This is a genomic window from Kocuria marina (assembly GCA_014652975.1).
Taxonomy (GTDB): Bacteria; Actinomycetota; Actinomycetes; order Actinomycetales; family Micrococcaceae; genus Kocuria; species Kocuria marina.
The window spans coordinates 205,984-218,442 of sequence record BMZV01000003.1; the positions used below are offsets into that span (position 1 = coordinate 205,984).

At 71.2% G+C, this 12,459-nt stretch carries 9 protein-coding genes; 3 read left to right on the plus strand and 6 right to left on the minus strand.

Going from position 1 to position 12,459, the window contains the following annotated elements; all coding sequences use genetic code 11:
- Nucleotides 1-24 precede the first annotated feature (24 nt).
- The 5 genes from IE157_RS08685 to IE157_RS08705 form a co-directional block, all read right to left on the minus strand.
- Entirely contained in the window at nucleotides 25-1,464 is a 1,440-nt protein-coding gene (locus IE157_RS08685; protein WP_193519739.1) for an RNB domain-containing ribonuclease, read from the minus strand.
- A gap of 119 nt (nucleotides 1,465-1,583) precedes the next feature.
- Nucleotides 1,584-2,606 carry a 4-(cytidine 5'-diphospho)-2-C-methyl-D-erythritol kinase gene (locus IE157_RS08690; RefSeq protein ID WP_193519740.1) on the minus strand — a complete coding sequence of 341 codons (1,023 nt, stop codon included), beginning with the start codon at nucleotides 2,604-2,606 and terminating at the stop codon, nucleotides 1,584-1,586.
- Entirely contained in the window at nucleotides 2,603-3,661 is a 1,059-nt protein-coding gene (gene rsmA, locus IE157_RS08695; protein ID WP_193519741.1) for a 16S rRNA (adenine(1518)-N(6)/adenine(1519)-N(6))-dimethyltransferase RsmA, read from the minus strand. The genes IE157_RS08690 and rsmA overlap by 4 nt, the downstream gene beginning before the upstream one ends.
- A gap of 157 nt (nucleotides 3,662-3,818) precedes the next feature.
- Nucleotides 3,819-4,673: a hypothetical protein gene (locus tag IE157_RS08700; protein WP_193519742.1), complete on the minus strand. Its 855-nt coding sequence runs from the start codon at nucleotides 4,671-4,673 to the stop codon at nucleotides 3,819-3,821.
- A gap of 350 nt (nucleotides 4,674-5,023) precedes the next feature.
- The gene (locus IE157_RS08705; RefSeq protein WP_193519743.1) at nucleotides 5,024-6,184 is read right to left on the minus strand and encodes a TatD family hydrolase; all 1,161 of its coding nucleotides are present in this window, start codon (nucleotides 6,182-6,184) and stop codon (nucleotides 5,024-5,026) included.
- Nucleotides 6,185-6,354: 170 nt separating this feature from the next.
- Between IE157_RS08705 and IE157_RS08710 the strand changes: the two genes are divergently transcribed.
- The 3 genes from IE157_RS08710 to IE157_RS08725 are packed head-to-tail and all read left to right on the plus strand — an operon-like array spanning nucleotide 6,355 to nucleotide 11,389.
- Nucleotides 6,355-7,305, plus strand: a complete 951-nt coding sequence (locus IE157_RS08710) for an AAA family ATPase (protein ID WP_098053364.1) — start codon at nucleotides 6,355-6,357, stop codon at nucleotides 7,303-7,305.
- Nucleotides 7,302-8,888 (plus strand): DUF58 domain-containing protein, encoded by a 1,587-nt coding sequence (locus IE157_RS08720; protein WP_241181041.1) that lies wholly within the window; start codon nucleotides 7,302-7,304, stop codon nucleotides 8,886-8,888. The genes IE157_RS08710 and IE157_RS08720 overlap by 4 nt, the downstream gene beginning before the upstream one ends.
- Entirely contained in the window at nucleotides 8,885-11,389 is a 2,505-nt protein-coding gene (locus tag IE157_RS08725; RefSeq protein ID WP_318281404.1) for a transglutaminaseTgpA domain-containing protein, read from the plus strand. The genes IE157_RS08720 and IE157_RS08725 overlap by 4 nt, the downstream gene beginning before the upstream one ends.
- A gap of 151 nt (nucleotides 11,390-11,540) precedes the next feature.
- Here the strand turns inward: IE157_RS08725 and rsmI are convergent, their stop codons facing one another.
- Nucleotides 11,541-12,431: a 16S rRNA (cytidine(1402)-2'-O)-methyltransferase gene (rsmI, locus tag IE157_RS08730; protein ID WP_193519744.1), complete on the minus strand. Its 891-nt coding sequence runs from the start codon at nucleotides 12,429-12,431 to the stop codon at nucleotides 11,541-11,543.
- Between the last annotated feature and the right edge of the window lie 28 nt (nucleotides 12,432-12,459).

Below are 12,459 nucleotides of genomic sequence, written 5' to 3' on the forward strand. Positions count from 1 at the left end.
GACGAGGTACCGGACCAGGCGGCGTCACCCGGCGACGTCGGACACGAGTTCGAACTCGGCGCCGCCCTCCGCGACGTCGGCCCGCACGAGACGCACCCGGACCTCTTTGCCGAGCGGCAAAACGGGGGCCTTGAGGGTGACCTCAACGGCAGGTTCGCGGATGATGATGGTGCCGCGAGCGCCGTCGTCCTTGACCTCCACCACGGTGGCCGTGAATTCCTCGCCCACGTGCGCGGACAGCGCCAGCGTCTCGACCATGTTCACGATCCCGCGCTCGTACGCCGAGGCCTTGCGCGCGGACGCCTCCATCTCGGCCGGCAGCTGCGGCAGCGCCTCGAGCACCCATTCGGGAACGGGGTTCCCGGCGCTGATCGCGAGGCACACCTCGCTCCCGTAGCGGTCCACGAGTCGGCGCAGCGGCGCGGTCACGTGCGCGTACGACGTCGCGAGGGTCGAGTGTTCGCGATGCTCCGGGGCCGCGCCGTGGAACGCCTCGTAACCGGCCCCCCGAAACAACAGGGTGCACGCGTGCAGCATGGCCGCGTGGGTCCCGAGCTGCGGATCGAGTGCGCGCACGAATTCCGGGTAGCTGACGTCCTCGGGCCACGGGATGCGCAGGGCGGCCGCCGTGGCCCGCAGTTTGCGGATCGCGGAGTCGGCCGCGCGGGGCAAGATGCGCAACAGGCCCGTGCCGGCGTCGAGCATCAACTGCGCGGCGGCGATACCCGTGAGCAGCGAGATCTGGGCGTTCCACCCCTCCACGGGCAGCGCACTGCGGTGGACCACGCGCCACTGCTCGTGATCGATCACCACTTCCTGCTCGGGGATGCGCAGGCTCACCCCGCCGCGTTCCCGTTCGATCCGTTCCCGTAATTGCCCCACGGTGCGCAACAGTGTGAGGGACGGGCCCGCGGTCCCCGCGTCCAGCCGATCCTGTACTTCTCGATAGGTCAGCTGGGCGCGGCTACGCACGAGGGCCCGCCGCACCGATGTGCTGCGGAGTGCGCCCTGTTCGTCCAGCCCCAGTTCCCACAGCACGGCGGGGCGCACGGTGTGCGGCAGCAGACTCGCGGCGTCCTCCGAGAGTTCGGGAGGGTGCAACGGCGTGCGCTGGTGCGGGGCGTAGAGGGTCTGGCCGCGGCGGTGGGCCTCGACATCGATCGGATCGCCCGGGTGCACGAACGCGGCGACGTCGGCGATCGCGTACCACACGGTGAAACCCGTATCCGCGGTGCCGATGAGCACCGCTTGGTCCAGGTCCCGGGAGCCCTCCGGGTCGATCGTGACGAGCTCGAGGTCCGTGCGGTCCAGAGACGGTAGGCGCGGTGCGGCGGCAGCGGCCACGGCGGCGTCGTGCACGGCCGGTGGGAAGTCGTCGGGGATGTTGAGCTCGTGACGCAGGGCCTCGAGTGCGCGCACGAGTGGCTCGGGAACGGGATGGACCTGCTGCGGACGGATGGCCAAGATTGACTCCTCACCCGGGGGCTCGGGGAGTGCACCGCCCGGGCCGGCCCAGACCTCGAAACCGTGGTGACGCGCCTACGTTGACCCGATTCTGCCCCGGGACACCCCGGCGGGCGGGTTCATTCTCGCGATTCGACCCGCGCGCCGGGCACGGGGCCGCCCACGGCGAGGGCGTGGCGGTGTTCCCGCACAAAGTCGAGCACGAGGCGGCGCGCGGCATCCCGCGAGCGCACCAGGAAACACACCGTGGGGCCCGACCCGGAGACCCATCCGGCGAGCGCACCCAGTTCCACGCCGTGGTTGAGCAGCCCCTCGAGTTCGGGTAGCAACTGGATCGCGGGGCCCTGGAGGTCATTGCGGATCCGGGCGGCGAGGGCATCGGGGTCCGCGTCGGCCAAGGCCGTGAGCACCGCGGTGGGGACGGGGTCGGGGGCGATGCCGGTGCGCGGGGCACTCCTCGTCGACGCGTTCGTCACCGTGTGGTTGGCATCCCACTGGCGGTACACGGCCGGTGTGGACAGGCCCTGGTCCTGGGGGACGAACACGAAATGCAATTGCTCCTCCGCAGCCACCGACTCCAACTCGGTTCCCGTGCCGCGGCCGATCGCGGCACCTCCCAGGAGCATGAACGGCACGTCGGCGCCCAGGCCGGCGCCCAGTCGGAGGAGTTCGTCCGTATCCATTGGGGCGATGCCCGCGTGGCGGGCCACGAGGTCGTTGACCGCCACGAGCGCGGCGGCGGCGTCCGCGGATCCCCCGCCCATGCCGCCGGCGACCGGCACGGCCTTGCGGACATGCAGCTCGAGTCCGGGCATGGGAACGTCCAGCGCCTCACACACCGCGAGCGCGGCCTTCACGGCCAGGTTCGTCCCGTCCAGGGGGACATCGGAGAGGCGGGCGGTTCCCTCGCTCACCATGCGGGCGTACTCGCTACCGCGCTCGGCCTCCACGGTGATGCGGATCCCCACCCCACGACGGGCGAGCGCGGGATTCACGGCGGCCGTCACGGTTTCCCGCAGGTCCACGGCCACGAAGAGGGTCTCCAGGGGGTGGTAACCCTCCGGGGTGGGGCTGCCCACGTGCAGCACGAGGTTCGTCTTGGCCGGGGCGCTCGCGCGGACCCGGGTCGGTGTGGGGCTCATGGGTGCTCCCCCGGGTCGGTGGCAGGTACGTCGTTCACTCCGGACCGGTCTCGGGGCGCGGTCTCAACGGCTTCCGCGGGGTGCTCGTCCGGCGCCGTCCCAGTGGCAGACGCGGTTCGTGGAGTCGTGAGGTTCCCCGGAACTTCTCCGGGTCGGCTATCGGCTCCGGCCACTTCCTCCGTCCCCTCTGAACTTACGGTCCCGGCGGCCGCCGCGATCCGGGCGAAGTCGGCGACGTCGAGCCGCTCACCGCGCGCGGCGGGGTCCACACCGGCGGCGCGCAGGATCTCCTCGGCGCGGGCACCGGACCCCGCCCAGCCGCTCAGCGCCGCCCGTAAGGTCTTGCGACGCTGGGCGAATGCGGCGTCTACCACCGCGAACGTGTCCCGGCGCAGCGACTCGGCGACCGGGGGCTCGCGGCGCTCGAAGCGCACGAGCCCGGACGCGATCTTCGGGGCGGGCCAGAACACGTTCTTGCCGATCACCCCGGCCTTGCTCACGTGCGCGTACCAGGTGGCCTTCACGGACGGCACGCCGTACACGCGCGACCCGGGCCCGGCCGCCAATCGGTCAGCGACCTCGTCCTGGACCATCACGAGCCCGTGGCGCACGGTCGGGAAGGTCTCCAGGATGTGCAGCAGCACCGGCACGGCCACGTTGTAGGGCAGGTTCGCGACGAGCGCGGTCGGCTCGCCGGGCAGCTCACGCACGCGGGCGGCGTCGGCCTCCACCACGGACAACCGGTCCGCAGCGCTCGGGAAGAACCGTTCCACGGTCTGGGGCAGCTGCCGCGCGAGGGGCGGGTCGATCTCCACGGCCGTGACCGACGACGACGCCGCCAGCAGCCCCAGCGTCAACGACCCCAGGCCGGGCCCCACCTCCAGGACGTGTTCGTCCTGCCCCAGGTGGGCGGCGGCCACGATCCGGCGGATGGTGTTGGGATCGATCACGAAGTTCTGACCGAGCGTCTTGGTGGGGCGGATCCCCGCTTGCTCGGCGAGTTCTCGAATCTCGGCGGGGCCTAGGAGAGGGCCGTCGGTACTGGGCTCGGTCACCGGTCAATCCTACGTGGCGTGCCTGCGCGATCCGCACCCGCACCTGTGCCCGCGCCCCCGCCCCGCTCACTCCCCCATACCTGAACCTTCCCTCCCACCCTCATTGGGCCCCGCGGCAATCCCACTGCACAACACGTGTGCCCCAGAACGACACCGATCACGGGATATGGATGCCTTTTCGGGACACGGATGTGCGAGCGCGAGATCCTGCTGCCGGGAAACGGGGCACGACCCAGAGTTGGCGCCCCAACCAGGTGCGCCACTCGACTGAGCGGGCGGGATCTCGGAGATCATCGAACACGATGATGCGAAGTGTCCACCCCAGATCTCGGAGCACCTCGTTGCGATACATCTCGTTCTTGTACGCGTGGTGGTTCTCGCTGTGCACCCGCCCGTTGAACTCAATGGCTGTCTTGTGTTCAGGCCACGCGAGGTCGAGCAGGCTGTAACCCAGGCGTGTGTCCACGCGAAAGTTCATAACTGGACACGGCAGGCCACACGCCAACAGCATCAACCGCGTCAAGGTCTCCATGGGAGAAAGCGTGGGAAATTGCGTGCTCTTCAATGCCGTGCGCACCGCCATGACCGCACGGGATGTGGGAGGCAGCGTCTCCAATGCCGAGTAGATGTCCGCCAGCGAGAGCGGCTCCCCACAGGATTGAGACGTCCACGCGGGTGTCGAGTCCACCGGCCTCAGATCACGATGCACCAGCAACGCATCCAGTGCGGCGGTGAGTGCCCAGCGGGACATCATGGGCGCGGGATGACACAGCGCCCGATCCGCCCATCGATAGTGGGACCCGATCGGAATCCCAAGGACTTGTAGCGCGGTGATTCCCGTGATGCGGACGGACGATCCAGGGCCGTTGAGATGACGTTGCAGCAACATGGCCCGTTGCACGTGATCCGGGGGCGAATCGGCGCGGCACCACAGCCCGTGGGCCAGTTGATGCATCGAAGGATCACGGGTCAGCTGGTGTTTCCGCCGACCCAGTTCACCGGAAGTGGCCACGAGAGGTCGTGGGCCTCGGTAAGTGGCAGTGATTCGTGAGTCCATGCCAGGAATCTAGGAACGGACGACCTAAAAATCGGAGGGCCTGGACTGGATGGGGAGTGCGGATGACCTCACGCCCCCGATCTCGCAAACATCTGTGCCCCGAAACGACACCGGATCCGCCTCGCTCCTTGCTTTTTCGGGGCACAGGTGTGGTGCAGCCCGGTTGCCGCGGTGGGGAGGTGGGTGGGCTGGTTGTGGGAGCACGCATGAGAAACCAAGTGGGCGCAGGGTGTGGGTGGGCATGGTGGATGGGGCGCGGGGCGGGGTGGGAGCCCCTCAGAACTGCCCGCACACCCGTTCCGAATTCAGAACTGCCCGTACACCCGCTCCGAGTTCTCCCAGATCCGCCGGCACAGCCCCTCGAGGTCTGTGTCCAGGATCTCCGCCATCCCCCGCACCGTGTAGTTGACCATGTACGGCGCATTGGGCCGGCCCCTGAACGGGTGCGGCGTGAGGAACGGCGCATCCGTCTCGCACAGCACGAGCCCCGGATCCGCTTCCCGCAGCGCTGCCTTGAGCGGTGCCGCGTTCTTGAACGTCACGGTTCCCGCGAACGACATGTACCACCCGTTCTCGTTGCACAACCGCGCGAGCTCCGCGTCCCCCGAGAAGCAGTGGAACACCGTACGTTCGGGAGCCCCGGCATCACGGAGGATGCGCACCACGTCCTCGTGTGCCTCACGGTCGTGGATCTGCATGGCCACCCCGTGCCGCTTGGCTATCTCGATGTGCGCCCGGAACGACTCCTCCTGCACCGCTAACCCCGACTCCGGGGTGTGCACACGATCCATTCCCGTCTCCCCGACGCAGCGCACCCTACGCTGCCCCGCCAATTCATCGATCACCGCGAGCGCTTCGTCCAGCGAGCGCCCGCCCGTTGAGCCCGCGTCGCGTGCCCCCGTGAAACGCCCAGCCGCGGAAACTCCCCCTGGTCCATCGGACTCGAAGCGCCCCGCTCCGGACCCCTTCGCCGAGCCGTCACCTGCCGGAGCCGGTGCATCCAGGTCTCCGGAGACACCCGACCCGGCCAAGGTAGGGGCCTCGTTCGGGTGCAGCGCCACCGCTGCCAGCACCCTCGGAACCGTCTGCGCCGCTGCCACCGCGAATCGCGACGACTCCACGTCGCACCCTGCCTGGACCACCCCGCACACGGAGGCGTCCCTGGCCGTGGCCATCGCATCCACCACGGACACCCGTACCAACCCGTCCTGCATGTCCAGGTGGGTGTGGTTGTCCACCACGGGGTGCGGCAACGGCTCCGGCAGCGCAGGGAACGTGAGATTGCGACGTCGTCCTTGCGCATCCGTGTGCGCACGACGCTCCGTGCCCTCACCGTTGGGCACGTCGTCACCGGAATCGGCGACCGCGTACCGCTCCACGGTGTACGCCTCGGGCGTCTGTCCCGCCACGGGCTCGGGTCGGGCTGCGTGGTCCCACACGGATTCGGATACGGGTGTCTCAATCACCCCTCCACGATAGATGACGCGCTCCCGCCCGGCCCCGGGCAACCGCATCCGTGCGCCGCTCGGTGAGGAAGGGGCCCCGACCCCGTTCGCAATGCACCCGCACCTGGCAAATACCTGCGAACATGGGGACAAACACCCCCGGATCCCCCTGCCCGTGAGACGAGGAAATAATGGAGCAGTTCGCCGCCCGCACCAAGGCCATCCTTGACCGCATGAACTCGGTCATCGACGGCAAACCCGCCGAGACCCGCACGGCCCTGCTGACCCTGCTGGCCGGCGGCCACCTGTTGGTCGAGGACGTCCCGGGCGTGGGCAAGACCATGCTGGCCCGTACCCTGGCCGGCGCGGTGGGTGGGACGATCAACCGGATCCAGTTCACCCCGGACCTGCTCCCCACGGACATCACGGGTGTGTCGGTGTACGACCAGACCCGCAACCAGTTCGAGTTCAAACCCGGCCCGGTGTTCGCGAACGTGGTGATCGGGGACGAGATCAACCGCGCTTCGGCCAAGACCCAGTCCGCGCTGCTGGAGGCCATGGCGGAGGGCCAGGTCACGGCGGACGGCACCACGTACCGGCTGGCCGAACCGTTCATGGTCGTGGCCACCCAGAACCCGGTGGAGATGGACGGCACGTTCCCCCTCCCGGAGGCCCAGCGAGACCGGTTCATGGCGCGGATCTCCATGGGCTACCCGGACGCGGACGCCGAGGTCGCCATGCTGCGCGATCACGGCGCAGGCTCCCCGTTGACGGGTCTCGGGCCGGTCGTGGACATCGAGGAGGCCCGCGACCTCGTACGCCACGTGGCCTCGCTGCACGTGTCCACCCCGGTGCGCCGCTACGTGGTGGCACTGTGCCAGGCCACCCGCACGCACCCGCACCTGCGCCTGGGGGCGAGCCCCCGCGCGGCCCTGCAGTTGCAGGCGGCCGCCCGCGCGCAGGCCGCCCTGGCCGGACGCGACCACGTGCTGCCGGACGACGTCAAGGACGTCGCGGTGGCCGTACTCTCCCACCGCCTGCTCCTCGAGCGTCGCTCGGGTGCGGACAGCGCCCAGGACATCGTGCGCACGATCCTCTCCGACGTCCGCGTCCCCACCGAAGACGCCCCCCAGACCCGATGAAGGCCGCCGCTCCCGAGGCGCGGGTAGATTCACGCGCCAAGTTCACGGTGCGCGGGTGGTGTTTCCTGGCGGCAGCCGTGCTGTGCCTGGCCGCCGCCACGTGGCTCGGCCGCAAGGACGTCCTGGCGCTGTCCCTGTTCCTGGGCATGGTGCCGCTGCTGTCCTCCCTGGCCATGTGGCTCGTCAAACCTCGCGTCCTGCTCAAACGTTCGGTGGACCCGCCGCTCGTCACGCTCGGCGACGCCGCCCAGGTGGCCCTGCGCGTACGACGTCGCTCCGCCTTCTCCGCGCGCAACCGTACCTCGGGTGCCGCTCGAGCAGGCTCCACCCACGACCCGGTGGACCCCGCGGTCCACGATATGGGCACGGCAGGAGGCGGCCTGACGGGTGGCATGGGCGATGGCCCGGCGGATGCCGCGAACCCCGGCCGCGGGGCAGGCCCGGACACCACCGACGCGGACCGCAGGGGCACCCTCCGCTCGGGCCGCACGAGCGCCGTCGCCGCCGTGGACGTGCACGAGACCGTGGACCCCCTGCTGGGCCGGGACCAGGACGTCTCGGTACCGGTGTCCGGGGCGCCGGTCACGTACACGGTGCGCCCGCGGCGTCGGGGGATCCACGAACTGGGTCCGGCTACGGTGCGCGTGGGCGACCCGTTCGGCGTGGTGACCGAACTGCTGGACGTGGCCGAGCGGACGTCGCTGTACGTGGCCCCGGAACCCGAGGACCTCACCGAGCACGGGGTCACCATGGCGCGTGAATCCGGCAACGACCCGTCCCGGCGCGCCCAACCGCAACCGGGACCCGACAACGTGATGACCCGCGAGTACCGCCACGGTGACCCCATGCGCCGGGTGCACTGGGCGGCGTCCGCCAAGCACGGCCAGCTCATGGTGCGCCAGGAGGACCCGCGCAGCACGCGCAGCGCCGTCGTGGTCCTGGACTCCGCGGCCGAACACTGGCCGGGCGCTCGTGTGTGGGCCGGTGTGCTCGAATCCACCGAGGAGTTCGAGTGGGCGGTGCGCGCGGCGGCGTCCGTGATCGAGCACCTCACGCGCCGCGAGACCGTGGTGCACGCGCTCGACGACCAGGGCCGCGCAATGCCCCGCGGCGAGGCACCGGTGGCCGACCTGCGGGACACGGACGTCACCGACGACACCGCCACGGAAGTCGTCCACGGCCTCTCCCGAGCGGCCCTCGTGAGCCGGCCCGAATCCGAGGCGTCGACCGATCCCCTGACCGAGCGCCTCGAACGGGAGGGGCTCTCCCACCCGTTGTTGCTGCTCACGGGCCGACTCTCCCCAGCGGCCGCGCGGCGCTACGTCACGGCAGCGGCGGCGAGCACGGTGTGTTCGGTCATCATGGTGATCGACGCCCCCGCGCACCGCCCCGACAGCGCCGCGGTGTTCGAGTCCGCGGGGTGGTCCGTGGTGTTGGTGACGCGCTGGACGGACGTGGACGCCGCATGGCTCGCGACCACCCGCGGGGCCACCCTGCTGACTCCGCCGCCGCCCGACCCCGGTACCCGACAGCTGCGCATGGACGAGATGATGGGCCACGCCCGAGGGAGGGCCACCGCATGAGCGCCCCCGATCCCACGCCCCACGCGGACCACGACGCCACCTCCGCGGGGACCCCCGCCGCGGCTGCGACCGCCAGCGCAGCGCCCACGGCTCAGGGCCGCTCGGTGACCCCCGCCGCCACCGGCCACCGGGCCGCGCCGGACGGCCGGAGCTCCGCCGGCCACTCCCGCACTCCGCACGATCAGCACATCCAGGGAGCGCGTCCGCCCCGGCCCCGCGTGATCGAACTCAGTCTGCTTCTGCTCACCGCGATCGCCCTGGGCTGCGTGGGCATGGCCGGGGCGCTGAATGGCCTGTGGTGGCTGCCCTCCGTGGCGGCCACCGTGCTCACGGTGCTCGTGGTCACGGGCGCGGCCCGCTGGTTGCGCGTGCCCTCACCGCTCGTCACGGTCCTGGGCCTGGCCGCCCTGTTGCTCGCGTTGACCGTGGTGCACCTGCCTTCCCACGCCCTGCTGGGCTTCATCCCCACCGGGGAGACCTTCACCGCGGCCGGTGAGCTGTGGCGTTCCTCCGGCGACTTCATCTCCCGCGACGCCGCCCCCTACGGCCCGAACCCCGGGCTGGCCTTCGTGCTGTGCACCCTGGTGGGGCTGGTGACCGTGTTCATGGAAACCGTGCTCGTGGGCCTACGCATGGCCGGGCTCGCATGCCTGGGGGTCCTGGCGCTGCTCGTGCTCCCCGCGCTGACCCTGCCGGGCAGCGTCACTGCCCTCGGTCTGGCCGCGGCCGCGCTCGCCGCCCTGGCGCTGCTGGCCGGTTCACGGTTCTGGGGTGCCACGCGCGCCCAGCGCATCGCCCCGACCCCGGGAGGACTCCCCCGCGCCCTGCTCGTCATCGCCGGTGTACTCGCGGTGGTGCTGTTCGTCCCCGCGGTCATGCCCGGATTCTTCAACGGGGCCTTCCCACAGGGCAGCTCGTTCACCGCCGAGCGCGCCTCCGGGGTGGGCCCGCTGCGCGCGGTGGGTCAGGACCTGCGCTCGGACGAGCACACCCGGCGGTTCTCCTACACGACCTCGGACGACCAGCCCCAATACATGCGGTTGCTCACCCTTTCCGATTTCGACCAGGACGAGTGGTTCCCGGACGTCGAGAACCTGGACGGCGATCTGTCGGGTCTGGCCGACGCCGCGCGCAACCCGGTCCCCCGCGGCACCGAGGTCTCGGCCAAGGTCATGTTCGACGACTTCTCCGAGCACTGGCTGCCCGCACCCTACGCCCCGGTGGCCGTGAGTGGACTCGGTGACGAGGGGTGGGCGTGGAATCCCCGCGACCTGTCCATCTTCAGCGAGTCCACGGGAATGTCCGGGGCCGAGTACACGATCACGTTCGCGCTGTCACGAGCCACCCCGGAGGCACTGCGGACGGCACCGTCGGCAGCGTCGGACCCGCAGCTCAGCGACTACCTGCGGCTGCCCGCGAACCGCCCGCAATCGGTCGCGGACGCCGCGCGCACGTTCACCGAGGGTGCGGACACGGACTACGACCGCGCCCTCGCGATCCAGAACCACCTGCGCGACGACTTCCGCTATGACGTGACCGCCCCGCTCGCCCAGGGCTACGACGCCGGCGGGATGGGATCGCTCGACGAGTTCATGCGCACCCGCACGGGGTACTCGGGGCATTTCGCCCCGGCCATGGCCCTCATGTCCCGGGAAGTGGGTATCCCCGCGCGGGTCGCTGTGGGTTACCTGCCCACCGCCCCGGTCGAGGACCCGGACGGCGGCCGTTCCTTCCCCGTGAGCACGGGCGATTCCCACGCGTGGCCCGAGCTGTACTTCGAGGGCGTGGGCTGGGTCCGTTTCGAGCCCACCCCCGGGGTGCCCAGCACCCCCGATTACGCGCCGGATTCGGCCCAGGACCAGGGTGGGGAGGGTTCGCAGACCCCGGAGGAGACCGCGGCGCCGAGCGACGAGCCCGAGCAACAGCCCAGCGAGGAACCCTCCGACCAGCCGTCCGATCAGCCGAGTGAACAACCCAGCGAGCAACCGGGGGACGACCCCTCGCAGGAGCCATCACCCCAGGACGAGGCGGCGCCGACCACCGCTGCGGTGCCGTGGTGGCTCGTGACCGGGGTGCTCGGTCTGCTCGCGCTGCTGGCCCTCGCGGCGGCGCCGCGGGTGGTGCGCGGGCGGCGTCGTCGGGCGCGACTCGCGGCACTGCAGGACGCGTCCCTGACCCCGCAGCGCCGGGCCAACGCCGCGTGGGACGAGTTCCGCGCGCTCGCCGAGGACCACGGCGTCACCTCCCCCGCGTCCGACACGCCTCGCGTGCGGGCGCGCCGGCTCGCGGCGGGGCTACCGGGTGCGCAGACCGCCGTGGATCACCTCGTCGCGGACCTGGAATCCGCGAGCTACGGCGCCCCGGACTCCCGCTGGACCCCGCGGACCACGCCGGAGGACCTCACGCTGGTCCGGGACGAGTTCCGGAAGCGGGCCTCGCGCGGCGGGCGGCTGCGCGCCGACTGGTGGCCGGCGTCGCTGTGGAGCGGCCCGCGCGGGTGACCACGACGCCGCGCGGGCGGGTCCGTCCCGCCCGCGCGGAGGCCGGGGCCGCGCCGTCATCACTGCACGGAGACCGGCAAGTCCGACCCGAGGGGCACTCGTCGGCGAGACGGTCGTCCTACATATCTGCGCGCCATTACCGCGGGTCGGGTCAGTTCTGACCGCGCGCGGTGATCACGGCGTCGTAGAGCTTGCGTGTGCTCACCCCGTGCTCGGTGGCCACCTCGCGCGCGGCGGCCTTGAGCTTGACGTCGCTCGTGGCCACGAGGTGCTCGACCTCCTGAACGAGGTCCTCGGGCTCGGGAGCCACGGCCGGTGGGGCACCATGCACGACCACCACGATCTCCCCGCGCACCTGGTTGTTCGCGGCCCACTCGACCAGACCCGCGAGGTCATCGCGCAGCACCTCTTCATGCAGCTTGGTCAGCTCGCGGCACACGGCCGCGCGCCGGTCCGCGCCCAGGGCTTCCCGCAGCGCGGTGAGCATCTCCGCGAGACGGTGCGGGGACTCGTAGAAGACCATGGTGCGGGGTTCGTCCCGCAGGGTCGCGAGGTGGGCCGCACGCTCGCCCGTCTTACGCGGCAGGAAGCCCTCGAACGTGAACCGGTCGGTGGGCAGCCCGGAGACCGCGAGCGCCGCGAGGACCGCCGAGGGCCCGGGGAGCACACTCACGGGCAGGTCCGCCTCGGCCGCGGCGCGCACGAGCGGGAACCCGGGGTCGGAGACCGTGGGCATGCCCGCGTCGGAGAGCACGGCCACGGTACGACCGCGGCGCACATCGTCCAGCAGTTCGCCGGTGCGCGCGTTCTCATTGTGTTCGTGGTGGGTGACCACCCGCCCGGTCACGGTCACGCCGAGCCCGGAGGCCAGGCGGTGCAGGGTGCGGGTGTCCTCCACGGCCAGCACGTCCGCGGTGTGCAGGACGTCCTTGAGCCGCTGGGACGCGTCCGAGAGGTTGCCAATGGGGGTGCCCACGACCACCACGGCACCGGGGCGGTGGTCCTCGGTGCCGGGGGTGGTCGTCGATGTCTGTGAACTCACCCGTCCACTCTACGAAGGTCCGCCGGTC